This is a genomic window from Microvirga soli (assembly GCF_016734765.1).
Taxonomy (GTDB): domain Bacteria; phylum Pseudomonadota; class Alphaproteobacteria; order Rhizobiales; family Beijerinckiaceae; genus Microvirga; species Microvirga soli.
In genome coordinates this window covers 1-26414 of record NZ_JAERQE010000055.1, presented here as the reverse complement: position 1 = coordinate 26414, position 26414 = coordinate 1, and the positions used below count along the sequence as shown (strand labels likewise).

General features: G+C 60.3%; 23 protein-coding genes and 2 pseudogenes. 16 read left to right on the top strand and 9 right to left on the bottom strand.

Annotated features, from left to right (window positions below):
* The 5 genes and pseudogenes from JKL45_RS25405 to JKL45_RS25385 all read left to right on the top strand — a co-directional run.
* The coding region (locus tag JKL45_RS25405) for an IS256 family transposase (protein ID WP_201864585.1) at positions 1 to 815 on the top strand (815 nt) is incomplete at its 5' end.
* Between the two features lie 397 nt (positions 816 to 1212).
* Positions 1213 to 1409: pseudogene (locus JKL45_RS25400) on the top strand (dodecin); the annotation flags it as partial.
* 361 nt (positions 1410 to 1770) lie between these two features.
* A complete protein-coding gene (locus tag JKL45_RS25395; protein WP_201864584.1) occupies positions 1771 to 2025 on the top strand; it encodes a hypothetical protein in 255 nt (84 codons plus the stop codon).
* Positions 2026 to 2037: 12 nt separating this feature from the next.
* A complete protein-coding gene (locus JKL45_RS25390) occupies positions 2038 to 2472 on the top strand; it encodes a hypothetical protein (RefSeq protein WP_201864583.1) in 435 nt (144 codons plus the stop codon).
* Positions 2473 to 2626: 154 nt separating this feature from the next.
* Entirely contained in the window at positions 2627 to 2836 is a 210-nt protein-coding gene (locus tag JKL45_RS25385; protein WP_201864582.1) for a cold-shock protein, read from the top strand.
* Positions 2837 to 2898: 62 nt separating this feature from the next.
* Here JKL45_RS25385 and JKL45_RS25380 read toward each other — a convergent pair whose 3' ends face one another.
* Positions 2899 to 3573 (bottom strand): CYTH domain-containing protein, encoded by a 675-nt coding sequence (locus JKL45_RS25380; protein ID WP_201864581.1) that lies wholly within the window; start codon positions 3571 to 3573, stop codon positions 2899 to 2901.
* 161 nt (positions 3574 to 3734) lie between these two features.
* Positions 3735 to 3971: a hypothetical protein gene (locus tag JKL45_RS25375; protein WP_201864580.1), complete on the bottom strand. Its 237-nt coding sequence runs from the start codon at positions 3969 to 3971 to the stop codon at positions 3735 to 3737.
* 109 nt (positions 3972 to 4080) lie between these two features.
* On the opposite strand from JKL45_RS25375, the gene JKL45_RS25370 reads away from it, so the two are divergent.
* On the top strand, positions 4081 to 5760 hold the full coding sequence (locus JKL45_RS25370; protein WP_201864579.1) for an IS1182 family transposase: 1680 nt from the start codon (positions 4081 to 4083) through the stop codon (positions 5758 to 5760).
* A 523-nt stretch (positions 5761 to 6283) separates the two neighbouring features.
* On the opposite strand, the gene JKL45_RS25365 is transcribed toward JKL45_RS25370, so the two are convergent.
* From JKL45_RS25365 to JKL45_RS25350, 4 genes are all read right to left on the bottom strand, one after another.
* Positions 6284 to 6790: a hypothetical protein gene (locus JKL45_RS25365; protein ID WP_246498936.1), complete on the bottom strand. Its 507-nt coding sequence runs from the start codon at positions 6788 to 6790 to the stop codon at positions 6284 to 6286.
* A 27-nt stretch (positions 6791 to 6817) separates the two neighbouring features.
* Positions 6818 to 7903 carry an SWIM zinc finger family protein gene (locus JKL45_RS25360; protein WP_201864578.1) on the bottom strand — a complete coding sequence of 362 codons (1086 nt, stop codon included), beginning with the start codon at positions 7901 to 7903 and terminating at the stop codon, positions 6818 to 6820.
* 5 nt (positions 7904 to 7908) lie between these two features.
* A complete protein-coding gene (locus JKL45_RS25355) occupies positions 7909 to 10614 on the bottom strand; it encodes a DEAD/DEAH box helicase (RefSeq protein WP_201864577.1) in 2706 nt (901 codons plus the stop codon).
* A gap of 283 nt (positions 10615 to 10897) precedes the next feature.
* A complete protein-coding gene (locus JKL45_RS25350; protein WP_201864576.1) occupies positions 10898 to 11422 on the bottom strand; it encodes a hypothetical protein in 525 nt (174 codons plus the stop codon).
* Between the two features lie 564 nt (positions 11423 to 11986).
* Between JKL45_RS25350 and JKL45_RS25345 the strand changes: the two genes are divergently transcribed.
* The 3 genes and pseudogenes from JKL45_RS25345 to JKL45_RS25335 form a co-directional block, all read left to right on the top strand.
* Entirely contained in the window at positions 11987 to 12217 is a 231-nt protein-coding gene (locus JKL45_RS25345) for an AbrB/MazE/SpoVT family DNA-binding domain-containing protein (RefSeq protein WP_201864575.1), read from the top strand.
* Positions 12207 to 12608, top strand: coding sequence for a PIN domain-containing protein (locus JKL45_RS25340; protein WP_201864574.1), 402 nt, complete (start codon positions 12207 to 12209; stop codon positions 12606 to 12608). The genes JKL45_RS25345 and JKL45_RS25340 overlap by 11 nt, the downstream gene beginning before the upstream one ends.
* A 52-nt stretch (positions 12609 to 12660) precedes the next feature.
* Positions 12661 to 12990: pseudogene (locus JKL45_RS25335) on the top strand (recombinase family protein); the annotation flags it as partial.
* Positions 12991 to 13201: 211 nt separating this feature from the next.
* On the opposite strand, the gene JKL45_RS30570 reads toward JKL45_RS25335, so the two are convergent.
* Both JKL45_RS30570 and JKL45_RS30565 read right to left on the bottom strand, forming a co-directional pair.
* The gene (locus JKL45_RS30570) at positions 13202 to 13360 is read right to left on the bottom strand and encodes a hypothetical protein (protein WP_281401814.1); all 159 of its coding nucleotides are present in this window, start codon (positions 13358 to 13360) and stop codon (positions 13202 to 13204) included.
* A gap of 102 nt (positions 13361 to 13462) precedes the next feature.
* Positions 13463 to 14017 carry a P1 family peptidase gene (locus JKL45_RS30565; RefSeq protein WP_281401813.1) on the bottom strand — a complete coding sequence of 185 codons (555 nt, stop codon included), beginning with the start codon at positions 14015 to 14017 and terminating at the stop codon, positions 13463 to 13465.
* Between the two features lie 807 nt (positions 14018 to 14824).
* Between JKL45_RS30565 and repA the strand changes: the two genes are divergently transcribed.
* From repA to egtD, 5 genes are all read left to right on the top strand, one after another.
* On the top strand, positions 14825 to 16027 hold the full coding sequence (gene repA / locus JKL45_RS25325) for a plasmid partitioning protein RepA (RefSeq protein ID WP_201864588.1): 1203 nt from the start codon (positions 14825 to 14827) through the stop codon (positions 16025 to 16027).
* A complete protein-coding gene (gene repB / locus JKL45_RS25320; RefSeq protein ID WP_201864573.1) occupies positions 16024 to 17178 on the top strand; it encodes a plasmid partitioning protein RepB in 1155 nt (384 codons plus the stop codon). The genes repA and repB overlap by 4 nt, the downstream gene beginning before the upstream one ends.
* A 587-nt stretch (positions 17179 to 17765) precedes the next feature.
* Positions 17766 to 18923, top strand: a complete 1158-nt coding sequence (locus JKL45_RS25315) for an RHE_PE00001 family protein (protein WP_312897034.1) — start codon at positions 17766 to 17768, stop codon at positions 18921 to 18923.
* 330 nt (positions 18924 to 19253) lie between these two features.
* Positions 19254 to 19772, top strand: coding sequence for a hypothetical protein (locus tag JKL45_RS25310; protein ID WP_201864572.1), 519 nt, complete (start codon positions 19254 to 19256; stop codon positions 19770 to 19772).
* A 636-nt stretch (positions 19773 to 20408) separates the two neighbouring features.
* Entirely contained in the window at positions 20409 to 21362 is a 954-nt protein-coding gene (gene egtD / locus JKL45_RS25305; RefSeq protein ID WP_201864571.1) for an L-histidine N(alpha)-methyltransferase, read from the top strand.
* 733 nt (positions 21363 to 22095) lie between these two features.
* Here the strand turns inward: egtD and JKL45_RS25300 are convergent.
* On the bottom strand, positions 22096 to 22668 hold the full coding sequence (locus tag JKL45_RS25300; RefSeq protein WP_201864570.1) for an HAD family acid phosphatase: 573 nt from the start codon (positions 22666 to 22668) through the stop codon (positions 22096 to 22098).
* 269 nt (positions 22669 to 22937) lie between these two features.
* On the opposite strand from JKL45_RS25300, the gene JKL45_RS25295 reads away from it, so the two are divergent.
* Positions 22938 to 24497, top strand: a complete 1560-nt coding sequence (locus JKL45_RS25295; RefSeq protein ID WP_376771078.1) for a serine hydrolase — start codon at positions 22938 to 22940, stop codon at positions 24495 to 24497.
* A gap of 460 nt (positions 24498 to 24957) precedes the next feature.
* The gene (locus tag JKL45_RS25290) at positions 24958 to 26229 is read left to right on the top strand and encodes a class I tRNA ligase family protein (RefSeq protein ID WP_201864569.1); all 1272 of its coding nucleotides are present in this window, start codon (positions 24958 to 24960) and stop codon (positions 26227 to 26229) included.
* Positions 26230 to 26414: the final 185 nt, after the last annotated feature.

Sequence of the window (26414 nt, the reverse complement as noted above, 5' to 3'; positions counted from 1 at the left end):
TATCCAAGCTCTGCAAGGACATCGACGAGCGGGTGACCGGCTTCCTGCAGCGCCCGCTCACCGGAGAATGGCCGTATTTGTGGCTCGATGCCACTTACCTCAAAGTGCGGGAAGGTGGGCGCGTCGTCTCGGTAGCCGTCATAGTGGCTGTTGCGGTCACCACCGAGGGCCGGCGCGAGATCGTCGGGCTGCATATCGGTCCGAGCGAGGCGGAGATCTTCTGGACCGACTTCCTGCGGGATCTGGTCAAGCGCGGGCTCACCGGCATCAAGCTGGTGATCTCGGATGCGCATGAGGGCCTCAAGGCCGCCATCCGGCGGGTGCTGGGTGCCACCTGGCAAAGGTGCCGGGTTCATTGGACCCGGAATGCGCTCGCCTACGTGCCGAAGGCGCACCAGACCATGGTGGCGGCCGGGCTGCGTCAGGCCTTTCAGCAGCCCAATCAGGCGGCGGCCCGGGCCAGCCTCTGCCATTTTGCCGACCAGCTCCACAACCGCTGGCCCAAGCTCAAGGTCTTCGTCGACGACAGCCTGGATGACGCGCTGGCCTATATGAGCTTCCCGGCCCAGCACCGCACGAAGCTGCATAGCACGAACCCGCTGGAGCGCCTGAACAAGGAGATCAAACGGCGGGCTGATGTGGTGGGCATCTTCCCGAATGAGGACAGCATCAAGCGCCTGATCGGGGCGGTGTTGCTGGAGGCCAATGACGACTGGCAGCTCCAGCACCGTTACATGCAGATCGAAGGGATGACCGAACTCGCAACACCGATGATCAACCCGCAGGCTCTGGCAATCACCCCACAGGCGAGCTGACCAATGGCCACCTCAAACCGCACCCGAATTTACACTCATTGACGGACGTGACCGTATCCTGGTGGGCTGCGACCTTCCTGAAGGAGCTTACCAGCAGCAAAACCAAGACGGCTGTACGAAGCTCACTCAGCCTTGCGAAGTAGAAGGGTGCTGTCCAGCACCGCCACAACGACAGCTGTGCCGTGCACACCAGTCAGACCACATGCAGGGGATCTCCTGTGTGCGCATCATCACGTCAGGGCGCCTGCTGGCCACACGCGCTATGGAACACTGGAACGAACCGAATGCCTATGAGCAGGTTCTGCGTTCCGGAAAGGGCAGCTGATGACGTATCCGAAATCTGGCAGGCGCTGGGTTGCGCTCTATGTGCCCGCGGAATGATAAGCAGGAGCAGGCGATGTCGGATCACGTCTACAAAATGGTTGAACTTGTTGGGTCCTCTGAGACCAGCATTGAGGATGCTATCCAGACCGCGATCAAGCGGGCCAGCCAGACGTTGAGAAACCTGCACTGGTTCGAAGAGTCGTCCAGACCCGCGGCCACGTCGAGGACGGCGAGGTCCGGCACTATCAGGTTGTGCTCAAAGCTGGCTTTAACCCTGGACGACGAGGCTCCGTAGCGGGGGACACCGATTGCGCTTCCCCTGTTGCCAAGGCGCGTGTAAACGGCAGCACAGAGAAACCCCGCCCAGGGTAGAACTGAGCGGGGTTCTGTCTTTGGAGGCCTGGTAAGAAACTCAGACTATAACTACGATAGCGGCCAATTCGTAACCTGCTGGTGCATGTGCCTGTTGGCTCCCGAGCTAGGCAGGTTTCGGATGGCGTTCAGCGCAACCAACTGCGGGAGATGGCCAAGACTTGGGAAGCTTTGGCTGGGGTCGGGACCGGCTGGCCCAGAACCATCCTGACGTGAAGGCACCGATGGCAACGAAAGACACGGAAAGAACAGCATAAACATGGTCTACAGCCTCTCCCGGCTTGCTCCTGGCAGCTATGATGTCCTGCTCAATGGCGTGATTATCGCCAGCCTGGTGCGCAGTGGCGACACTGACAACGCAACCTGGGCAGCGGAGCTTCTGGTCGACCTGCCTCCAGAGGAAAGGCCCACCCCGTTTACGGAGATGGAGCACACATTCGGCAGCTTGGAGGAGGCCCGGCAGTGGCTTGGCCATCCTGAGGTCCGTGATGCAGACCTCCACGGCAAGATCTAAGGACCTTTATCGATGCTGATCAATTCAGGCAGACGGGCACCTCCGACCAGCGGGCGGCAAGAAGACTGGGATGAGGCTCGTGAGGCCTATCTGCTCGAGCATGCCCCTGGATTGAAGGAGCACTATGCCGCTCAGCAAAGAGCGTTCCGTCAGATTGAGGAGGATGCACAAGCCCGCCATCCAGACCCAACGCTGCACGGCATAGCCGCAGCCGTCTCTGCAGAGGCCAACCTTTCGTACCGGAAGAGAACCGAAGCTCAGCTGCGTCGAAACTTTGAGCCTTTGGCCGTGCATCTTCCTCAGGACATCGAGAGCAAGCGCAAACGGTTCGTCCAACGGGAGCAGCGGGCGTGGAACAGAGCCAATCCCATTCCCCTGACTGACGAGAGGCAGCGTGCTCTCACAGCAGAGTTCGTGAAGACGTACGCCAAGGCTGCCCGTTCATAGGCGGCCCTACGCCCTCCCCTTGCTGACGCTGACAGGGTGCAGTTCTGTGTGGATCCCACTGTCGTTGAGGCTACACACGCTGCTCTCGACTCTGCGCATCCGACTGCTAAGATTCTCTCTTTGCTGAGTGGGGTCCAACAGAGGGAAGAGTTTCGTGGCGACAGGAACGGTGAAGTGGTTCAACGACCAGAAGGGTTATGGCTTCATCCAGCCGGACAATGGCGGCAAGGACGTGTTCGTGCACATCAGTGCGGTTGAACGCTCCGGCCTGCGTGGCCTCGCGGAAGGCCAGAAGATCTCTTATGAGGTCGAGGCTGACCGCCGCTCCGGCAAGGAATCGGCCGTTAATCTGAAGGCGGTCTGATCAGAGCCGCTTCGTAGGGGCGGCGCCCGCCCCACAGCGGATTTGAGCGCTTGTCGGGCCGGCTAGCGGCGAGGGCTCAAGGAACGGGCAAGATCGCGAATGACGCTGTCTTCGATGGTGAGATCATTCTGATCGTGCTCATTGTCCGCTTCGGTCTCAGCCACAGGAGGTTCTGAAGGAGCAACCCGCTGAGGAGCCGCTGCTTGCGGCTGGTGTGCTCCAATGCGGCCCTCCAGGGTATCGAGCAGGCTGTTGAGCGCTGCGTCTGTGATCTCCACCTCAGGCGCTGACGGCATTCCGTTCCGAGCCATGGAGCGGCTTTGGTAAGCAGGGTCTTCCGTTACCTCCGGGCCAAACCAGGCCAGCGGCGGCATGGCCTGCACGTCCTCCGGTCCAGCCATCAGCGCGATCAGATCAAGGGGACCGGGCCTGACGAGATGAAGGATGTGGATCTCGTGTGAGCCGATCGAGAGGCTGGTCCGCATGTACTCTACCTGACCTTGACTGACCGCGAGTAGTGCCTGGGCATGGGCCGGAGGCAGATCTGTCCACTCCTCAGGAGTTCCGTCACCATTCGCCTCAAGGATAAGGCTGCTCCGCGTCTCCTCAATCTGGACATACGTGCTGCGTTGCTGTTGGCCAGGGAAGTAGCCTTCTCGCACACGCTCCCCTTCCCTCTCCTTCCAGATCAGGCGCGCCAGAGACGGAGAGATGATGAACAGGCGCTGCATCGGCACGTGGATGGCCTCTCACAGGTTGTTTAACATGCGTCCGCCCTGCCCTGGAACTAGAGCACGCTCCTGAAAGAGGAAGCTGCTAGTGCTCCCAACGAGGAGGGATGGTCGGACAGGCTTCCGCCACTCCCGGCAAAGAGAAGCGCCCCGCATCGCAGTGGCGCTTAAGTTCCAGGGAGGACCAGCCCCCCAGCCGCTCCTTCATGGACCCCCTCGAGCCGTGTTCTCGCCTCGGCGGGCACCGGTGCGCCGGCCTGCCGACCAATGGCCAAGGCACCCTCGAGGATGGCAAGGCGCTGACGGAACAACTGACGCCACCGCAGGCGTGAGGCCACATAGATTTCGCGCTCCTGCTCCACCTCCGGCGTGTCGGCGCAGGCCAGGCGGGTCACTAACGGCAATAGGTGCTGACGCTCCTCGTCAGAGTCGTCATCGTTCAATGCGTTGGAGCGGTTGAGGGGAGGTCTGCGTTCAGGCTGTAGGGGCTTGGATCCAGACCTGGAGGGTTCCATGTCGCTTCGCCCCACCGTGAGTGGTGATGTTCCAACTTCGACCGCGACCGTCGCCCGTGCAGCCTTTCCCCAAGGCAATCCCTATCTGCTCTTGCGCGACCACCTTGGGACGATCTTCACCGACGCCCAGTTCGCGCCGCTCTTCGCCCACCGCGGACAACCGGCGGAATGCCCATGGCGGCTGGCGCTGGCGACCCTGCTCCAGTTCGCCGAGAACCTGTCCGACCGGCGGGCGGCCGATGCTGTCCGCGGTCGCATCGACTGGAAGTATCTCCTGGGATTGGAGCTGACCGATCCTGGTTTCGACGCTTCGGTTCTCAGCGAGTTCCGCGGCCGTCTCGTGGCAGGAGGCGCGGAAGAGCAACTGCTCGACACTCTCCTGGCGCTGTGCCGAGACCTGAAGCTACTGAACGCCCGGGGCCGGCAGCGCACCGACTCCACCCATGTGCTCGGAGCCGTCCGCTTCCTGAACCGCCTCGAATGCGTGACCGAGACCCTGCGGGCTGCCCTGAATGCCTTGGCGACAGCGGCCCCCGAGTGGCTGCGCGCTGAGGCGGATCCTGCCTGGCTGGAGCGCTATGACCGGCGGGCTGGCGATCACGAGGTGCCGCAAGGCGCGGCGAAGCGGCGCGCCTATGCCGAGCAGATTGGTCGTGATGGTCATCAGTTGCTTACGGCCATCATGGCTCCTGGTGTGCCAATTTGGCTGCGACAGATCCCGGCTGTTGAGTTGTTGCGGCAGGCCTGGGTCCAGAACTTCTGCCTGATGGACGATGTTCCGACCACAGGGATGGAGGCGCCACTTCGGGTGCGGTGGCGGACCGACCAGGAGGGGTTTCCACCCTCCTTACTGATGGTCGACTCGCCCTACGATCCGGAGGTGCACTACGCCAGGAAGCAATCAACGATCTGGATCGGCTACAAGGTGCATCTGACCGAGACGTGCGACGAAGGCGGACCACACTTGATCACGCATGTGGAGACCACGCTGGCACCCGTCGTTGATCGCGACGCTCTCGAAGACATCCATGAGGCGCTCGAAGCCGAGGGCCTGCTGCCCGATACTCATCTGGCCGATGCCGGTTATGTTGCGGCCGACCAGCTTGTCGCCAGCCGGAAGAAAGGCGTCACGCTCTTAGGGCCGGCTCCCAAGGATTATCAGTGGCAGGCCCGTTCAGGAGAAGGCTTCACGGTGCAGGACTTCCTCCTCGATTGGGACCGGGAAGTGGCGACTTGCCCGGTAGGGCATCAGAGCAAGAGCTGGGGTCCTGACTACCATCAGGGGCGAACCACGTTCAAAGTTCGCTTCTCGACCCGCGATTGTCGACCTTGTCCTCTGAAGACACAGTGTACCCGAAGCGGGCGGCGACTGCTCACGCTACGACCACGCGAGGAACACGATACGCTGGAGGCGGCTCGCCAGCGCGAGGCGCAGCTTGCCTTCTCAAAAGAGTATCGACAGCGCGCCGGCATTGAGGGAACGATTTCCGCCGGCGTCGGAGTCCTGCATCTGCGGCGCTCGCGCTATATCGGCCTCGCCAAAACGCATCTGCAACACGTGCTGACGGCGGCGGCCATGAACCTCATCCGACTCGGGGCTTGGTTCGCGGGCACGCCGCTCGCACGAACCCGGCAATCCGCCTTCACCAGACTCATGATGGCTCCCGTCCCAGCATGATGAATTCGCCAGCAGTATCTAATCTGAAGCAAGTCCAGCGGCGGGTTTATCCTTTGCAGTGGTCATGGTGGGGCTCCTCTCGGAGTGCGTGACGTTGAACATCACCATCCTGCCATGACCGCCCCGCTCAGGCGATTTGCAGAACCTTCACCACACTACTCCGCTCTCCACTCCGGGAGACCAGACCTTAAGGCTTCGTCGCGTGCAGCCTCGTGGCAACAGTTTGAATACGCTGGGAGTGACGGAGGATAGGATCCGAACGGCTCACTTCGGCGTTCCCGCTCCTAATGTCGGCTCAACCTCAGACCCGAGCGAGTCCTGCCCACCTCAACGTCCGGCTACCTACTGACTACCTGGGAGAAAACAGCGCAAAGGGCCGAGCCAGTAACCCTTTGATATTGTTGGTGAGCGCGCTGGGCTCGAACCCAGGACCCTCTGATTAAAAGCCAGAGGATCTCAATGAGGTTGGGAACGGGTATTCGGATGTGATCCAGATCGGGAGCGTGCCTGCAGCCGCGGCTGCCTAGGCGGTCTCCTCAAGCGCCTTGCGGACGGCCGCCAGTGGCAGGCCAAAGTGCTTGGCCACCTGGGTGGGGGCTACCCCCGCCAGAAGGGCAGCCCGCACCGCCTTGCGCTGCCCCTCCTGTAAGGTGGATGAGCTCTTGCCGGATCGGGAGGGCTTGACCCGTTGTCGTGACGGCTGCGGACTGAGGCGCTCAAGGGCTACGCTGGTGTTTCTGATCGCCGCCATCAACTCAGGCCGGCTGCCCCTGCCCTCCTCCATCCGGCGCTGCACCTCCTCCAAGACTTGCCCGAGCTGCTGCGCCAGTTGAGCGTCAGACAAGCTGGCCAGCGCCGCCGCCTCGGCCGGAGCTGGTTCGGCCGAAGGCGTCGGGATCGTCAGGGTAACCTCGAACAGGTCGGGGGTGCGAGGCGAAGAACCCTTGTGCGGCATGCAACTTATATGGGCATTCGCCCGCTCTGATCCAAGCATGAAGGAAGTTCGCCGCACCGTGGTCAGAGGCTCCAAGCGCTCCTGGTTCCGGTGAGTTCAGCGTCATTTCCACCACTTTACGAACCCGTCCGGGGTCAGTTCTATCTCAGGCTCCCGCATTGTCCGCTTCCCTTTGCCTTTCACGGCTTTGGGATCTCGGATCCGCTTGGATGCCTTTTGAGTCGGGGCGGCGCCGCTGGGCCGAGCCTGCGCGATTGGCTCAGCGGAATGGAGCGCCTTGCCGGCCCTGCCGGTTTTACGGATCTGCCTCGCCGGCGGTGCGGCATGCGTGTTCACTTCTGGTGGCGGGCGAGACTGAACGGGTGTCTTCTGGCTTGCTGCCTTTGTGCTCGTCCACTTCTGGCTAGCTCGGGCCACCGGCTGGGGGGTGGCTGGCAGAGCATCAGGGTCTGGGATAGCATCTCCGGTCGCCGCCATGTCCAAGCCAAACAAGGCCGAGATGTCGTCCGTCTCCAGGACCTTTCCGGTATCGAGCGGCTGGCTCGAGATGGACAGCGCGGTATCAAGATCGGCCACCAGATCCTTCTCGTCCACCGCACGCAGGCGGAACAGAAGCTCAGGAGCCTCATCAAGACGGGCGCCGACGCCATACAGCACCGCGGCCACGTGCTTGCACATCGAGGCTCCGTCCGGGCAGGTGCACGAGAACCGGATGTCCGACGGCTTGGGGAACAGGCCTCTGTCCTGGCGGCAGATCCGCTCCATCACGCCCTTGGAAAACCGGCCTTGCAGCAGTTCGATAAGGGAATCGATGCCACCGGCGCAATCCCTACAGATCGACCGCCACAGCGTCGGCCCCAGCGCCGTGATGCTGACGCTGACCCTGTAGATTGACGATCCGCTCACCACCGCCGAGATCTCCAGCGCCGAGATATGAAGGTCGATCACCGCGCCATTGCGAACATAGCTGCGGCCGCGCAGCAGGCGGTTGTCGAAATCGCGATAGCTCTCCAGGTTGTCGCACCACGCCTTGCCCCAGAAGGTCCGGGCAATGGTGCGCCCCTCAAGGATGACGGGGGCGACCGGGTGCCCTTTCTTGCGCAGCTTCTCGATCTCGCGCGCGGCTTGCTTCCGACGCTCCGCAACCGGAACGTAGGGGGGCCATCCCTCATAGAACCAAGGAGCCATCCGCCTTACTCCGCCAGGACCGACTTCAGATCAAGGGTCACCATCCGCAGGAGATCCTCGTCCTTCATTTCGGTGAGGTTAATCTCGTCTCCACCAGCCAGCAGATCGTCCGACAAGCCCTTCTTCGCCTCGATCAGCGCGTCGATCCTCTCCTCCACTGTACCCTGGCAGACAAATTTGTGGACCAGCACGTTGTTCTTCTGGCCGATCCGGAAGGCGCGGTCGGTCGCCTGGTTCTCCACCGCCGGGTTCCACCACCGGTCGAAGTGGACGACGTGAGATGCGGCGGTCAGTGTCAGCCCAGAGCCCCCGGCCTTCAACGACAGGACGAAGAACGGCACAGTCTCGTCCTCCTGAAAGGTCTGGACCAGTGCCCGGCGGTCCTTGACCGCGGTATCGCCATGCAGGACCAGCCCGGGCCGGCCGAAGATCCTGCCCAGATACGCGGCCAGAGGCGCCGTCGTCTCGCGGAACTGGGTGAAGACCAGCATCTTCTCCTGGCGGGCGGCGACCACCTCGGCGATCTCGCGCAGGCGGGCCCACTTGCCGCTGTCCGCCTCGGCCCACTTGCCATCGTTGAGCCACTGTGAGGGGTGATTGCAGATCTGCTTCAGCCGCATCAGTGTCGCCAGCACGATCCCCTTGCGCCGGATCCCCTCGGCATCCTGCAGGGCTTCAGTCAGATCCGCCACCGTCTTGGCGTAGAGGGCGGCTTGCTTGCGGCTTAATGGACACAGCGCCTTGACCTCTGTCTTGTCCGGCAGGTCGGTGATGACAGTCTTGTCGGTCTTCATTCGCCGCAGGATATAGGGCCGGACCAGATCCCGAAGCGGGCCGTAAGGGTTGTGCGGTCGCTCGGCCAGGGCCTTGGTGATGCGGCCGAATTCCTTCGCGCTCCCAAGCAGGCCAGGATTGATGAAGTCGAAGATCGACCACAGGTCGCCGAGGTGGTTTTCCACCGGCGTTCCGGTCAGGGCGATGCGCGCCTCGGCCTGCAGGGCCTTGGCCGCCCGGGTCTGCTTGGCATTGGGGTTCTTGATCGCCTGCGCCTCGTCGAGCACGACGAAGTGCCAGGACGTTTGGCCCAGCACCCGTAGGCGCAGCAGCGAGCCATAGCTGGTGATCACCAGATCCAGGCCGGACAGTCCCTCTACCGTCACCTGCTTGAGGTCTTCGACCGACATTGCCGAGGAATGCGCGATCCTCGCGTTCAGCCCGGGGGCGAAGCGCTCGATCTCCGCCGCCCAGTTAGCCAGCAGCGATGCCGGAGCGACCAACAGGCTCGGCTTGCGCGCGGCTCCCTTTCGCTTCTGGATCAACAGTAGCGACAGGACCTGGATCGTCTTGCCCAACCCCATGTCGTCGGCCAGGCAGGCGCCCAGCCCAAGCCCACTCAGGAGGTGGAGCCATTCGACACCTGCCTTCTGGTACGGGCGCAAGCGTCCCTTCAGGGCCGGGCCAGGATCAACACCGGCACCGTCAGGGTTGCGCAGCGCCGTCAGCGTCTCAGTCAGCCACGCTCCGGCCGTGATCTGCGACCACTCGGCAGCTACGGCAGGCTCGTCGTCCCCGGTGGCCTCAGTGCCAGCCAACAGGCGCATGGCCTCGGCAAAGGTGAGCCCCTCCTGCTCGGCAAGGTCCTGCACCTCCTTGAAGCGGCGCATCGCGCGGTCCAAACGCGGACGATCGATCTCGACCCATTGGCCGCGCAGCAACACCAGGGTCTCGGTGCCAGCAAGCAAGGTGGCCATCTGCTTTGCGGTGAGCGGCTCACCCTCCAGGGTCACGTCCATGTGGAAGTCGAGCAGAGCGTCAAGACCTGTCCCGGATGGCGGGCGGGCGCCAACCGTAGCGGTGACCTGCGGGCGGGACGGGCGGCCTTCGCGCCAGTGAGCGGGCAGGCGCACGATTACACCGGCGCTTTCCAGGTCAGGCACGCTGTTCAGGAGCCGTGCGGCCTCCGCTGGGCTCCAGCGTACGGGATGAAAAATCTCTCCGGTATCGACCATTGCCTTGAGCCAGCCAAAGTGCTCCGCCGCCCTCTGCACCGGCACCAGCAATGACAACAGCTTGTCCCGATTGGCAGCGCCGGCGTATTCGCGTAAGGCCTGACCGAGCGGCACATGCTGGGCTCTCGCCTGGGCCGACAGACGGGCGGTGTAGGTGGCCAGGAAGGCAAAGGGCCATTCCGGGTCGCGGCGGTTCTCCGCCAGATTGAAGTGGACACGGCCGATCAGGTTCCAAGCCGGGTTCAGCGTCTTGAGGAAAGCCTGCAGATCAGTTCCGGCTGCTATGAACGACGCCGTAAACGCGGTGCCAAGATCGACCCACAGCCGACGCAGGACATCAGCGGTCAGGTATTCTGCCCCCGGCATCATCGGGGCCGTCAGTACGAGCGTTGCGAGTTCAGCCTCGGCCGGCAGGGCAATGGCGGACAGGAAAGCGGCGGACCGTCCCTCTCCTGCCCCACCCGACCCATGAAGACAGACCGCCTCCAGATAGCGGACGGCGAAATCGCGCCACCAGATGAAGGCTGGTGGTAAGGATTGGCCGATCTCGCCCGCCCCAAGCTGCAACAACCCGTACCCGAGGCTACGGCCAAAGGCGCTGGCCAGCCGTGCTGCCACTGTTTCATCCAGGATGGGTGCATCGTTCGCCTCCTCCAGCAGGAGGTTCCCGCGTGGGGTGAGACGCAACTGGATCCGGGGCATGATGGCTGAACGAGCTCCGCAATATGTCAATCCGCGCCGCCCATTGTGCAGGGGCTTCAGTCCCCATTGGGACACGGCTGAGGGCCCTTCATGGGAAGCATTGGAGCGCTGGGGTAGTCGGTATCGATCCGGTCCACATCGCTGCCATTCCGTCTGATCGGGTTCCACTTGAAGGGGGGCGGCACAGGAGGCACCATGAATGCCGCAGATCGTTACGCACCCCATCTCGTCCCATTTAGCGTCACGCTGTCGCGACAAGATCGTCCTGTCCCTCGGCCGGTGTCTAAGAAGCACGTCGCAGGATCCCGCGCCGCCGATCATAAAGATGCATGATTTTATCGGGCGCCAGCGCGTCCGGCCAGAAGGTAAAGCCGGCGTGCTGCTGCAGGAACGGATCCCGTCCGCACCCCGGGGCCAGACATTCCCGCTTGACCTTTGGGCACTGCGAGAAGGAACAGAGACGGCCGCGATAGGTGTTCACCTCTCCTTGCAGAACGAAGATCTCGACCTGATGGTGAGCCACCCCGATCTGCTTTTCCTTGAACAACTGGTGGAGGGCCAGGCTGCGGACCCGATTGAGGGTCTGGAGCCGGTCCAGGCGATCGAGCCAGACCGCCAGATCGACATCCTTGCATTCGTGCCAGACTGAGATCCCCCAATGTCGGAACGGCTGAAACCGCGGGATTCCCCGCCACAATGGCCGGGCTACTGAGCCGATCAACGCCACCGCCTCGACCTCATGCACCCCGGCCAGCGCGGCAGTCACGGCATCAGCCGCCAGGCGAAATTGCGCCTGCCGGTCCAGCATCTGGCGGTCCTGTGCGCCAATCTCCCGGCGTGTGGGTCGTCTCATGCTCAAACCCGTTCCAATCGCGCGTCAAAACGAAGAACGGAGATCGCAATTGACTCCAGCCGGTTCGAGATTGAGCCCTCTGCCCTAGGAGCCACGATGCTGCCTCGTAAGCTAAGCTATTGATGAATAACAGCATAGCTGCGGGAGTGGAAGCAAAGCAAGTAATCACTACGATGTGGCGGATGAGTTCAAGCGGTCTCTCAAGACTGCATCAGCATCGGGCTGAAATGGTCACCTGCTCCACTTCGATCAACCGCAGGCAGGATCCTCATTGAGCGGCAGTCGAGTCGCTAAGCTCTTTGTTTTTAAGCCATTTTTGCAAGACAGGGGAAGCCCTCCCCTTTGCGGCTGGTTAACAAAATGACTTGAGAAATGTTTGCAAACGATCAGTTGCTCACGTCAAGCGAGAGTGTACAAACACCTTCTGATGAGGATGGTAAGACTGACTCTGTCGGTCTTGCGCAGCTCAGGACAGCGACTTAGATATACATTCTCTGAGACGTATATCAGGAAGATTCTATGCAAGTCGCGAAATGGGGCAATTCACTGGCCGTCCGATTGCCTGCCGCTGTGGTGGAAGCTTTGGATCTCAAAGAGGGAGACGACATCGACATCATGATCGCCGGGGCGCGGACCTTCGAGGTTTCTAAGACCCCTGATGCAACGGTAGTTCTGTCCCGACTCCGGCAGTTTCGCGGTCGCCTCCCAGCTGGCTTCAAGTTCGATCGGTTTGGGGCGAATGAGCGCTAAGCCGTTTTTCGACACCAATGTAATTCTGTACCTATTGTCTGAGGATGTGGCTAAGGCCGATCGCGCGGAGGCTCTGCTCTCACAAGGCGGGACATTAAGTGTGCAGGTCCTCAACGAGGCGGCGAACGTGATGACGCGCAAGCTCAGAATGGATCTCGACGAGATCAGCGGGTTCCAGATTGGAGTTCGCCATTTCTGTGATGTTGTTCCTATAACCATCGATACTCACGATGATGCCCTCGCGATCGCGCGGCGTTATAGATTCTCGATCTACGACAGCCTCATCATTGCAGCAGCGATCGCCGCTAAGTGTGAGGTCCTCTACTCCGAGGATCTTCAAAGCGACCAGCAGATCGGAGGGCATCTCACGATCACCAACCCATTTAGCTAATGGCTCGGCAAACTCACGGTTCTTTGCCAAATTCCGTGAGGATTCAACGGGGATAGTCCCCTCCCCTCACGGAAATCGCCTGATCGGCTACGCTCGCGTCTCCACAGAGGATCAGGCGCACAATGCTCAGCTGGACGAATTGCGCACAGTGGACTGCGATGTAATCCATCAGGAGCACGGCTCCGGCACAAGCCGAGCCCGGCCAATACTTGCGCGGCTCCTCCGTCAGATCAAGCCGGGTGAGGTCCTGATTGTGGTACGCCTCGATCGCTTAACCCGTTCGGTGAGCCACCTTCTTGACGTAATCGAGACGCTGGGGGCTAGGAAGGCGCATTTCCGGTCCCTCCGCGATCCCATCGACACCTCGACGCCACAAGGTATAGTGCACGAAAGGCAGGGCTAGCCCTGCCAACGTCCCACCAAGACGTGGAGTAGCGTCTTCGCCGCGCGATGTGATTACCGATGAGATTCGAAGCGAAGCGGGCGCAACCTCAATCGACCATTGTCCGCAGTCAACAAGGCAGCACTTGTGAGAGAGGGCCCCACTTCCAATCTCCCCTCCCCGCTCATAAAAATCGACCTGTGGGCTCTATTCACCGTTTCACGCAGTCTCGGCGGGCCGGGAGCTGATGCTCGGTCAGGCTCTCGGCTTGAACCACCGCGCGGGCCACAGCCTGTGCCATCACCGTGGCGGCGATGGCACCGATCGCCGAAACATCGGCGCGGACCGATGAGGCTTTGCTGGTGGACAAGGCGAATATTAATGACGCCAACGACGACATCCGTGCCTGGAACGCGATGGCTGGCGGTGCCGAGACCGGCTTTCATGGCAAAGGCAGGGCCGAACATCTTGCCTACTGTGGCCCCTGCCCCCGCTCGACATTGCCCTCGGCCACAGAACCTGACGCGGCGGCTAGGCAGGCCTGGTATCCGGCCTCGGCATCCGGCCGAATGGTGAAGTCGCCGACACCCAGGTCGAACAGAATGGCAGCCGGCACGATCGGGACCACGCCGGCGCGCAACTTGAACCCGAGCTTGCGCTCCTCGAGATAACACATCACGCCCGTGGCAGCCTCCAACCCGTAGGCACTGCCGCCCGACAGCAGGATAGCCTGGACCTGCTGGACCGCATTAGTCGGGTCTAGCAGATCGGTCTCACAGGTACCGGGTGCGGAGCCACGCACATCCACGCCGCCCACGGCGCCGTGCTCACAAAGAATGCCGGTGCAGCCCGTCGGCCGGCGGGTGAGGGTGTGAATACCGATCTTGATCCCAGGCACGCCCGTAATGGAGCCGCCCATGAGGGGCGGACCGGATGGATCGGTAGTAGCAAGTGCCCTTGTTGGGTGGGCGAGGAGAGGGGCTGTGGACAGAGCTAGGAGAGAGTTGGTGAAGGTTCTGCGTTTCATGGCGGCCTCATGATCGGTGCTCGAGTGCCGCCATTCGCCTGTACCATAAACCGGGGGGGCAAGATCGGCGCCCGGGGAGGAAGCCCATAGGATCTAATAGTGCCTGTCAGGTAAAGCCATGTCGTCCGTCCGCCCGAGTCATGTAGCCCCGCCTTTGGTTGCGGCGCGGCCACACTCAAGAGTCTCCATGGCCACACCCTGGCTGTCGTGCTACTCGATCTTGCGCTGCCCGGCAGTGCCGATCCGGCCCCATTCGCGATTAAGGTGGCGTCGCCGAATTTCTGCCCAATGTTTGAGTTCGCAGAGAAAGCAAATGAGGAACTTTGCAGCTGCAAAGTTCCTCTGCATCTCGGAGCTGGTGGCACTCTGATATGACCGGATAGGGTTTCATCAAGCATCAGCCCGTCTGCCGCCCTTCAAAATGCAAAGATATGCTCGATTCGCACCCTGACGGTGGGAAGGGAGGCAGCATTTGAACGGTGCAGCATCGAAGAAGACCTCAAATGTGCGGAGGCCAATTAGATCACCTGCAAGTACTCGGCAATCTTTCTGGATGCCGCCGAATCATCGTTTGCGGCAGGCGTCTTACAAAACGGACTTTGCAGCTGCAAAGTAGGTTCGTACCTATGCAAATAAGAAAGAGACAGATAATTGCTTTCTTTAAGACCAACTTATCGCGACGTTAACCATCCGTTTACGATTCGCAGGCTTTGCTCACGGAAGACGTCGCATCAGCGGCGAATTTCCGTAACTAGGAGAGTTGATGTGGCTATCCCTCAACTAAAAATGGATGAAGCACCAGTCGAAATGCAGACGCCTCCGCGACGTCTGAAAGTCGACGACAACTACATCTTGATGCATGCCAAAGAACTCTCCGAGTCACTTCACCAACAGCGCCTGGCACTTTATCCCCCAGTGGCTCAGAAGGCGCTTCGCAAGTTTACTTCCGGGGAGGCTGCAAAGCTTATTGGCGTCGACAACGGCTACCTTCGCCAACTCGCCTTGGACGGGAAAGGTCCCGAAGCCGAGACGCTCCCTAATGGGAGGCGCATGTATTCCCTTGATGATATCAATGCTCTCCGTGCGTACCTTGACGAGAATGCTCGCGGTGGTCGGCGCTATATTAAGCACCGTTCCGGCAAAGAGCATCTTCAGATCATCTCCTGCGTAAACTTCAAGGGTGGGAGCGCTAAAACGACCAGTGCGGCGCACCTAGCACAGTATCTTGCGCTAAGTGGGTACCGTGTGCTCGCCATAGATCTTGATCCCCAAGCTAGCCTCTCAGCCCTGCACGGATATCAACCCGAGTTTGACGTCGGCGCGAACGAAACCATTTACGGCTCAATCCGCTATGATGACGAGGCTTGTCACCCAAGTGAGGTTATCCGCCGCACCTACATCTCTGGGCTCGATATAATTCCGGGTAATCTTGAGTTGATGGAATTTGAACACGAAACACCAAAGGCACTCGCCAATCGCCGCCCGGGTGAAACAAAGTTCTTCTCACGCCTTACCATTGCATTGGCTGAGGTTGCTGACGAATACGATGTCGTGGTGATTGACTGTCCGCCGCAACTCGGGTTCCTCACGCTAGCAGCCCTGAGCGCATCCACATCCCTCATTGTGACGGTGCACCCGCAGATGCTCGACGTGATGTCTATGTCCCAGTTTTTGACGATGACGGCTGATCTTTTAGGCGTGGTGAAGAAGTTCGGCGGCACTGTCGAATACGACTGGATGAAGTATCTCGTCACTCGTTACGAGCCAGGCGACGGTCCACAAAGTGGTATGGTGGAATACCTACGGGGTCTATTCCCAGAGGCAGTTCTCGAAAATCCGATGCTGAAGAGCACCGCGATTGCAGACGCTGGCATTAACAAGCAGACGATCTACGAAGTGTCGCGCGAGAGGTTCACCAAATCGACGTACGACCGGGCGATCGATGCCATGAACAACGTCAACGCCGAGATTGAAGGCCTTATTCGCATGACTTGGGGGAGAGAACAATGAGCAAGAAGAATTCCGTTCTCAGCAGGCTCATGCCTACGCCCCAGTCGGAGCCGGAAGCACAGCAGCTGCCATCCCAATTCCCGAACCTCGTAGCCGAGGATCGCCACGAGGGTGTAAAGCCCATAGTTCGCGTTGCTGAGTCGTCTCAGGAAGCCGCAGAGCAGTTAGCTGGCTCTGTAGCGACGCTAGCAGCGTCGCTCTCTCGTGATCATCAGGCAGATAATCAACCTGCAAATGCCAAGAGGAAAGAGTGGGGAATCAATCGAGCAGGGGGAAGCGCACTTGGAAAGCTAAGTGAAGCTTTTGCGGTCGAGAATGAGCTCAAGGCTGTAAAAGACCAGATGGAGACCGGTCAGACAATCATCGAGCTAGATCCTCAAGTTCTGGATAGTTCGTTTATTCAGGATCGGATGGAGAGCTCTGATAAGGCTATTGCCGAGCTCGCGGAACAAATCAAAGAAAAAGGACAGCTAGTTCCAATTCTTGTCCGTCCGCATCCTAACGTTCCTGACCGTTATCAGATCGCCTACGGCCACCGCCGCGTCAAAGCTGCGGAACGGCTTGGCATCAAGATCCGGGCCACTGTTCGAAAGATGTCGGACGAAGAGCTGATTATCGCTCAAGGTCAGGAAAACAACGCTCGCCTTGATCTAACCTTCATTGAGAAGGCACGCTTCGTTGTGGCTCTTGAAAACCGAGGCTTCAAGCGAAAGGTCATTCGAGAAGCACTCTCAGTCAATGAGGGAGATCTCTCATCTCTGATTGCTGTCGGCTCCCGGATTCCGACTGATATCATCAATGCGATCGGACCCGCACCAGGGATCGGCCGCCCTCGCTGGCGGACCCTTATGGATCTCTTCCAAGACCCCACTTGCGTCAAGCGCGGCCGACAAATCTTGGCCGAAAATGACGTTCAAGCAAGGAATTCTGACGCTCGCTTCCGCACACTAGTCGATCGCCTCCAGAAGAAGGAACGCCCTGAAGCTCAATTCTGGGAAGATCCTCACCACCGCCGACTTGTAAGCATCATTGCCTCAGAGACAAAGTGCACCCTTCAGATTGATCAGCGTCCTGAACCGAAGTTTGCAAACTTCTTGATCTCAAGACTGACAGATATTTATCGAGAGTTCGAGGCTCAGAAAAACAATTAGGGCCATGAGCCAAAGGGAAGAGCACTACTCTCTCCCTTGCGATCAAGGTGCACTTTCGGGAGATCTTTGCAGATGCAAAGATCTCTTACATTTCCCATATGCACCGAGGTTATCCGGCAACAGCAACCAGGGATGGGTTGTTCGATTCTTTCCTTCCGGCGAAATAAAGAGCGCCCTATCGGATACAAGCTCCCGAAAATTCAGGACTCTTCCAGCCGAGATTCCAAGAGGAGAGGGGGCAAGCTGAGAGACCTCATCGTTATCAAGATCTGTAAAATTCGGAATATCTCCAATTGATCGTGTGAAAACTCCTTTCAAGCCGCTTCGTTAACCGGCAGGGGGAGAGGAGAACTTCCTCATCGCGCTTGAAACACGCTTAGGATACGGGGCTCTGGCGCTAATTGGTGCCTCACTCGTGGGCGACGGTGCTGTCCAGAACCGCTTGTCGGCTAACCATCACGATCCTTGCGGATGCTGCTGTGTAGAGCACGGGATTGCCTTTCGTCGCGCCGTAGCAATCTCTTGCTTTGCTTCCTCTTGTTAAGCTATATCTCGTAGCACCAATGACTTAGCTTAAGGATCCAAGCGTGACTTTCGGCAGCAGGGGCGGGAACTACGACGACGAGCGGCTGACACCCCACACCTACGATTTGCCCGAGCTGCCGTGGCAGCAGACTGCCGGTCGGATCGAGCCGGTCACCATTAGCATCCTGCGCTTCGATGCCCGCTTGGAAGCCTCCGGCCTGGGTGCCGGCTGGCAGTCGCGCTGTGACATGACCGAGGCCGTACGGGCCCTGCTGCTGGATGGCCATCTCGTCGACGTGGGCGATCTGGTGCTGCACGACGCTAGCATGGACGTACGCCATCCCACCCACGAGCTCACCCGGGCCGCCGCCGCGCTGCGCGCCCGGCGCACCGCCCTAGCCAGAAAGGCACCCTGGCCGCTCTCCATCGACGGCCTGGCTGCCCTGCGCGGCGTCGCCCCTATGGCCGAGGACAAGCCCGCCCGGTCCAAAGCCAAGCGGCCGGATCCGGAGGATGACGAAGCCTACCCGCTTTATGCCAACGATGCTGATCCGTGGCAGGCACACTTTGCCGAGATCGATGCTCTCCTGGACCGCACCAGCAAGGTGCTCGCCGGCGAGATCCCGCTGCCACGGAGCCGCTCGCATCTGGTCTACGACCCAGATCAGGACGAAGCTGAAGCCGAGGACCTGTGGCTCGACGTGGTCCACCGCACCAGCGGCTGGCCGGCGATTGCCGCGGCCGCAGTGGCGTGGAATGCGTGGCTGGATCTTAACCTCTACACCCGCCTGCCCTGGCTCGGGCTGATCATGGCCGCCGCCATCCTGCGGGCGAGGGGCCTCACCGCCCATCTGCTGCCGCTCGCCGCCGGCTTCAAGCAATCGAAGTTCCGGCCGCAGGGCCGGGAAGGGGCAGCGGAGACGCTGGAGGGCTTCTGCCAGGTGCTGGAGGAGGCGCTTGTTCTCGCCCACAAGGATCTCGACCGGCTGATCCTCGCCCGCGAGCTGATGAACAGGGTCACGGTCAAAACCCGCTCCAACTCGCGGCTGCCGGAACTGGTTGAGCTGTTCCTGTCGCGGCCGCTGGTGACGGTTCCGCTCGGGGCCAAACTGCTGAAAGTCACGCCCAAGGCTATAGACCTCATGCTGGTCCAGCTCGGCGGTGCCCTGCCACGCGAGCTCACCGGCCGAACCCGCTACCGTGCTTGGGGCATCGTGTAAGCCTTCCTTTGCTATGACGTCAGCCGATCATTGGCTGTTCATGTTTTCTGAGATAGAGCTTCCTCCCGTTCCAAGGGACGGTTTCTCATGTTGATGTGGGGCACAGTTGTTGCATTCCTCTTCTCACTGCTGGCTGTGGGGCCGTTGCGGGAGAGCTCCCCATCCTGGCTCCTGTCCGGCGCAGAGCTCGTGGCGGTAATCAGCCTCTTTGCCTTGGTGTGCTTCCTTGAATCCAGCGGCGGCAACACCGACCGCTCCAACCCAGCCGCCTGACAAGTTTCAGCAAGGAAGTAGCGGCTACGCTGTTCCATCTCTGACCGGAGATAGCCTATGAGAAGCATCCTGCTCCCCGTGATCGGGATTGTTCTGGCGTCTCCGATGGCCATAGCCGACGGCCTGAGCCTTGCTGGCTCCCTCTGGCAATGCACCCGCGCCTCTGATCGGTCCCTATTTGTGATCACCTTCTACCCCGGGGGCGGCGTCGGAGGAGGCGAGTTCGAGAACGACGAGGTAAGCCCCTACATCTTCGATGCCTCCCGCACAAAGCTGGGGGAATGGCCAGGCAAGTGGGAGCAGACGGGCCAGCGCTTCATCTGGGCATTCCCGGATCAGAGCATCCGGATTGAGGGAAACATTCAACGACCTGGTCAACCTGATGCACGGCTCGCTGGCACCGAGACCTCGCCAGCAGGCAGGGCTGCTGTGGCGTGCACGGCTTTGCCCGAGCTACCGAAGATCGGGGAAGGGCTTGTCGTCCCAAGCAACAGTCGCCTCCTCGACCTGGATGGAGGGGAGGGAACACTGAAGGTGCCGGCGGGCATTTCGCTTCAGGAGCAACGATTGCGCTAGACACGGCAATTGACCGCGTCCTTAACCTTGGGGCCGGACCGTCGGATGCCCATATATGGTCTATGTCGCACAAGGGTCCCTCACCACGCACGTTCGACCTGTTTGAGGTCACGCTGACCACCCCGACGCCATTGTCTGAACCGGCTCCTTTTTCGGCCAAGGCACCGGCGCTGGCCAGCCGGTCCGACGCTCAGCTGGGCCAACTCGTCGAGGAAGTGCAGCGCCGGCTGGAGAAGGGCAGGGGGCGACGGCAACACAAGCCAGAGCGTCCTTGGATCGGCTAGCTCCAAGACGTACCAGCCAAGCCGGACCCCTGGGATCTGCCAATGGTTCTTTGCCGCTGCAGGAGGGGCAGCGCAAGGCTGTGCGAGCCGCTCTTGTGGCAGGCGTAGCCCCCACTCAAGTGGCCAAGCACTTTGGCCTGTCGCTGGCCACCGTTTGCAAGGTGCTCGGTGAGGCGGGGTAGAGGTGTTGAAAGAACAGGGTCTTCACTACGGGCTACATCTCAAACACTATTGTGCATCACAGGCGTGTGGACCTTGGCATGCACGTGATCGAGAAGAGCTTCACCTATGCTGAGCTGGCCACAGAAGTGAGGCGCACACTCGACGGAGACTAATTGAGGGAATCTCATCGATGCCCGTACTCACCCAGGAGGCCAGTTTGATTGAGCGAGATGAGGTGCTGCGGGATGTGCTTGGCGGTCTGTCTCGTGACCAGAAGATGCTTCCCGGCAAGTACTTGTGGGATGAGACGGGTTCGTCCCTGTTCGACCGCATCTGCAACACGCAGGATTACTACCTCACCCGCTGCGAGGGTGCTCTCCTGCGCTCGACGGTCGAGGAGATTGGCAGCTTGGTTGGATCTGGAGCCACGATCGTCGAGTTTGGTAGCGGAGCAAGCCACAAGGTTCGCATACTGCTCAATGCCCTCACTGCACCGACGCGGTACGTCGCCCTCGACATCTCACGTGAGTATCTCGAAGCTGCCACACTGAGGATAGCAGAGGACTATCCGGGGATCGAGGTTACTCCAGTTTGCGCGGATTACACGAAGCAGATCACCCTTCCGATCCAGCGTTGGGCAAGTCCGGTTCTGGGTTTCTTTCCAGGCTCTACAATTGGCAACTTCGATCCTGCAGGCGCAGTCGCCTTTCTGACGCGGGCACGCAAGACCCTTGGGCCGAGCTGGCTTCTGGTCGGAGCCGATCCCAATCGTGATGAACAGAGCCTCTTTCGCGCTTACAACCAGGCTGATGGGCTTATGGCTGAGCTGCACAAAAACCTATTGGTCCACCTCAATCGCCTTCTCGGCACTGCATTCGATCCTGGTGACTTCCGCCACGAGGCCCGAGTGCAGAATGACCCGTTCCGCGTTGAGGCTCATCTGGTTGCTACCAAACCACTGACGTATCAGGTTGGTGAGGTCCCAATCACGTTTGGGTCAGGGGAGAGCATCCACACGGACACCTCGTACAAGTATGATCCTGGGAAATTCCAGAACTTGGCGAGCCAAGCCGGTTGGCAACCTGCGAAGTGCTGGTGCGATGAGCGGAATCTCTTCTGCCTTCACTTGCTACAATCGAACTAGGACGGTGATGCCCAGCAGAGCCACGACTACCAGTGCTGGTTGACCCCGCAGAGAAGCGTATCATCGTAGCGCGAGGCCGTAACACTCTGCACAAGGATGACGGCCAGGGACGGCTAAGGTTCCAAGTTCCCAAAGGTCGACCTCTCGAGCCGGCAGACACTCACATCCCATCAGGGTTCTCTGGGCTGCTTCCGCGCCTCCGGCTCGATGATGACGTTGGATGGCATCGGCCCGGATCCAGTCTCCACCAGATCGTGCAAGTCACCCTGCGCGACGGCCTCTGCCGTCCTTGTCGGCGTAGACTTCTGAATGCCGTAAGTTGGTGACTGAAACTCAGTCCGACCGGTAGCCGTTCTCTCGTTTCGCAGGTCGGAGACAATCTCTGGAGGAACGAGGCCAAGGCTCACGGTGGGGTCTGTCGCAAAATCGAAGTATAGACAGTTTCCATCGGCAGTCGCGGTCATAGCGGCAGCGCTAAGTCGTTAATTCTACGCCAAACGGCCAGTGCGAGCGCGCCAGTATAGACAAGTAGAAACTGAGTGTGCGACACAACCACGGACGTTCCTAAAAAGTTTGGGAATTTCGCTGCCTGAACCCTTGGCGGACTTAAGGACCATCCGGCCGTAAAGGCTCCGAACTCGTGCCCGATAAGCGTCAAGAGACCAATCGATTCGCCAAGGCCGTCTCATGAATGGCTGTCGACCTCACGGGATCCGGTAGAAAGGATTCGGCATCAGGAAGGTCCCTTCGGCATCCCCCCAGCCAGATACGAGGGCTGGTCACCGATGTTGGCCACGATCTTATAGCCGGCTTGTTCGATGGCCGCGCGCTGCGGCTCCTTGAAATCGGCAGCCGAGCGATAGTAGCTTTCCCCTGGCGTTAAAATGAGCCGGCGGTATCCATCGTAGCCTGCGGCTTGAAGGTTTCTCTCGGTCGCAGCACGCTGGCTTTCATCCCGTCCGGAGATGAAGAAGACCTCGGCACCCAGAGAGCGCGCCTGACGGAAAGTTGCCCGGGATTGAGGGATGGCCGGAGACCTTCCCAGTAAGTCCCATGCGACCCAGCCGCAGGGGCCATCAGAGAGGAATCGGCATGGCCCTTTGAAGACGCGGCCGAAATCGTTGGCCTTGATCACCTCCCAGTTCGAAAGGGCTGTGTCATCAATGTCGAACACGACAGCAGGACGACGAACTTGGGGAATGCGTGCGGCCATCCAAGCGCCGGCCCGGGCTGCAACAATGGACAGATCGCTGTCATAGGCCCCGCTCTGGTAGTAGGTCGTAGCGGCAAGCTTGGTATCCCCCACATTGATGGCTTAAGCAGGAGAGCCGGGGAAAAGCGGTTGCGCAGGGGTGGTACAAGCCGTCGCACTGATTGCGAGTAAGCTCCCGAGGACCAGTGTGCGATGCCGGGTTTTGGGCATTGAAGCAATCACTGTCATTCTCCCCGAGAGCTGATGTCCGGAAGCAGACTGTGGGTTCTGCTGTCACCTCAGCAATACTCCGTATGCTGCACTTTCCGGCCCGGATATCTCAAACTACATAGGATAGGATCATCACTCCACGGAGGTCATCCATGCGGACTCGGATTGGCTTGGTCCTATGGCGCGGTCACGTGTTCGTGACGGCGGCAGCCATGGCATTTCTGCCTGGTTTAGCTCAGGCGCAGACCATTCCGCGAGAGAGGATCACGAACGCGCTGCCCAGGCTCGAGGCCATGATCGACAGGATCATCGCGGCAAAAGAAGTGCCTGGCCTGTCCATCGCCATCATTCATGACGACGAGGTCGTCTACCGCAAGGGGTTTGGCCTGCGTGAGATCGGCAAACCCGGTATGGTTGGTGCCGATACGGTGTTCCAGATCGCTTCCCTGTCGAAGCCGGTGTCCTCGACAGTCGTAGCGGCGTTGGTCAGTGAAGGGATCGTCTCGTGGGACAGCCGGGTCGCGGATGTCGATCCTGCCTTCCGCCTTGCTGAGGCCTATCCGACGAGCATGGTCACAATCAGCGATCTATTTGCCCATCGCAGTGGACTTCCCGGTGGCGCCGGCAATGACCTCGAGGAGATCGGTTACGGGCGTGACGAAATCCTTCAGCGTCTGAGGCTATTGCCCCCGGCCTCCAGCTTTCGCTCAGCCTACGCCTACAGCAACTTCGGCCTCACGGCCGGAGCGGTCGCGGCTGTGCGACCGACGGGCCGATCCTGGGAGGACATCGCCGAGGAGAAACTCTACCGACCGCTTGGGATGATGTCGACAAGCTCCCGGCATGCGGACTTTCTCGCGCGACCGGATCGGGCTGCCTTGCACATCAGGGATAATGGCGCTTGGGCCGCGAAGGTGCAGCGCAATCCGGACCCGCAGTCCCCCGCCGGTGGAGTCAGTTCTGCGGTTGGCGATCTGGCCAACTGGGCACGTCTGGAACTTGGCCGTGGAATGTCCGATGGGAAGCGTCTGATCGCCGCCGAGGCTCTCGATGAAACCCATGAACCTTTGATGTCCCGTGGACTTAATGCGGTTACGCAGGCTCAATCATTCTATGGACTTGGCTGGAATGTGGAGTTCGGACGGCATGGACTGACATGGGGGCATGCGGGCGCCTTCAGTGCGGGTGCGCGCAGTCTCGTTACTCTCTATCCGAAATCGAATCTCGGGATTGTGGTGCTGTCCAATGCATTCCCGACCGGCGTTCCCGAAGGGGTGAGCGACAGCTTTGCCGACATGGTCTTTCACGGGGAGGTCAGAGCCGACTGGGTGACAGCGTGGAACAAGGCGTATGCCGGGCTGTTCGGGCCGGCAATCGAGGCAGCGAGGGCGACCTATGCCACGCCTCCGGTCCCGTCCAGTCCTCCCCTTACGCTGGAGGCGTATGAGGGGCGTTACGCCAATTCTTACGTTGGTGAGGCCATCGTGAAACGTGAAGCAGGAGGTCTTGTGCTGAAGGTCGGGCCGGGAGAGGAGCAAACCACTGCCCTGCATCACTTCGATCGCGACCTGTTCTTCACCTATCCCGCTGCTGACATGCCGGAAATGCCCTCGGAAGTCCGGTTCTCAATTGGCCCAGACAGCCGAGCGACGGCGGTGACAATCGATTTCCTGGACGGAAGCGGCGTTGGCACCTTGCGACGGGTTCCTTAAGCGAACCCACCTACCTGTCGGCGTACACTACGCAGAGCCTCGCTAAACTTCAGAGTGACGGTGCGAGCCCGTTACATCACTCTTCACCCGGTGGATTGTTAGAGCAGCAGAGGTCTGATTCTTGCACTTTCTCTGAAGAAAACCGAATGTCGGCTTTCCCAGCGAATACCGGACGCTCCTGAAGAGCAGGGGAAGCACCGTGCGTGACCCGCTGCGGACATTCCACGGCCCAGCGCTGACACCCTCGGTCTGCTACGGTCGGCACCTCCCGATCGGCTTGATCCGAGCCGCGCATTGACCCGCGCGAGGGTCATTGTTACATTCAGGCCATGATCACGTTCGCTCACACTCCGCGACTTCGCCTCCCGGTCGTTCCGACGGCCGGGTCTTTCGTCGTTCTCGCGAAGTAATCTGGGCGACGCTCCTCTCATGCGTTCGTCCGAACGCAGAGAGTTGAGCCATGAGAGCCGACTTCTACTGTGCCGTGATGTTCCCGTATCCTTCGGCGGCGGGATTACATCTGGGGCACTACTACAACTACGCCGTCATCGATTCCTACTGCCGCTGGCTGAGACACCGCGGCATGAGCGTCTTCCAGCCTTTCGGCTACGACGCCTTCGGGCTGCCGGCCGAGAACTACGCTCGCAAGGTTGGACGCGATCCGGCTGATGTGACCTATGAGAACATCGCGCAGTTTAGGCGGCAGATGGCCCGCATGAACACGTGCTACGAGGAGCGCCTGGTCACCTGTGATCCGTCCTACGTGAAATGGACGCAGTGGTTGTTCACGCGCCTGTACGAGCGCGGGCTGGCCTACAAGGCTTGGGGCGAGGTGAACTGGTGCCCGTCCTGCGAGACCGTGCTGGCGAACGAGCAGGTGATCGACGGCCACTGCGAACGCTGTGGCAGTGCGGTCGAGCGTCGGACCATGAACCAATGGTACTTCCGGATCACGGACTACCGGGCCCGACTAATCGCGGGCCTGGATCAGATCGACATGCCGGACTCCACCAAGCGGATGCAGCGGGCGTGGCTGGACAACCTGAGGGACTGGTGCGTCTCGCGACAACGGACATGGGGCTGCCCGATCCCGATCGAGGGCGAGACGGATACCCTGGATACGTTCGTCGATTCCTCGTTCTACTACCTGCGCTACCTGACCGACAGCGACGCCGAGTTCCTGCCGGATGGCTGCTACCAACCCGTCGACCTATACGTCGGCGGGGCCGAACACGCCTGCATGCACCTGATCTACACCCGGTTCATCCACATGGTGCTGTTCGATATGAGGATCGTCCCGCAGGAGGAGCCGTTCAGGAAAGTGATCCACCAGGGCGTCATCAGGAAGGACGGAGCAAAAATGTCGAAGTCCAAGGGAAACGCCGTCAGTCCCGATGACTACGATCCCAACGAGTTGCGGCTGTACCTGATGTTCATCGGAACCTACTTCGAGGGTGGGGAGTGGTCAGACGAGCACATCATCGGGCAGCGCAGGTTCCTGTCGCGGATGAAGCGGTGGCTGTCCGACAAAGGCTCGGATTGCATCGACCTTGCGTCCTTCGAAGACCAGGTGGACCGGGACGTGAGGGCCTTCAAGTTCAACAAGGTCGTGAGCGGGTTCATGGAGTTCTACAACCGTCACAAGCACCTGAAGCCTGGTCGGGCAACGGCCGGACGGGTCGAAGAGCTGCTGCGCGTCTTCGCACCGGGATTTCGGGCAGAGCACCTATGAGGCGCAGGAACTGGATTCATTCTTGTCAGACTAATGATGCCGCATCCTTATCCAGCATTCAGTAAAGCTCTCGAAGGGTTGACGAGGCGGGGTATTGCCACGGCTTAAGGTCAGCTAATGGGATGGTCCGGCCGTGCTTCTGCCCCGCTTGTTCGTAAGCTGTGGGGCTTCGAGCCACGCAAGGA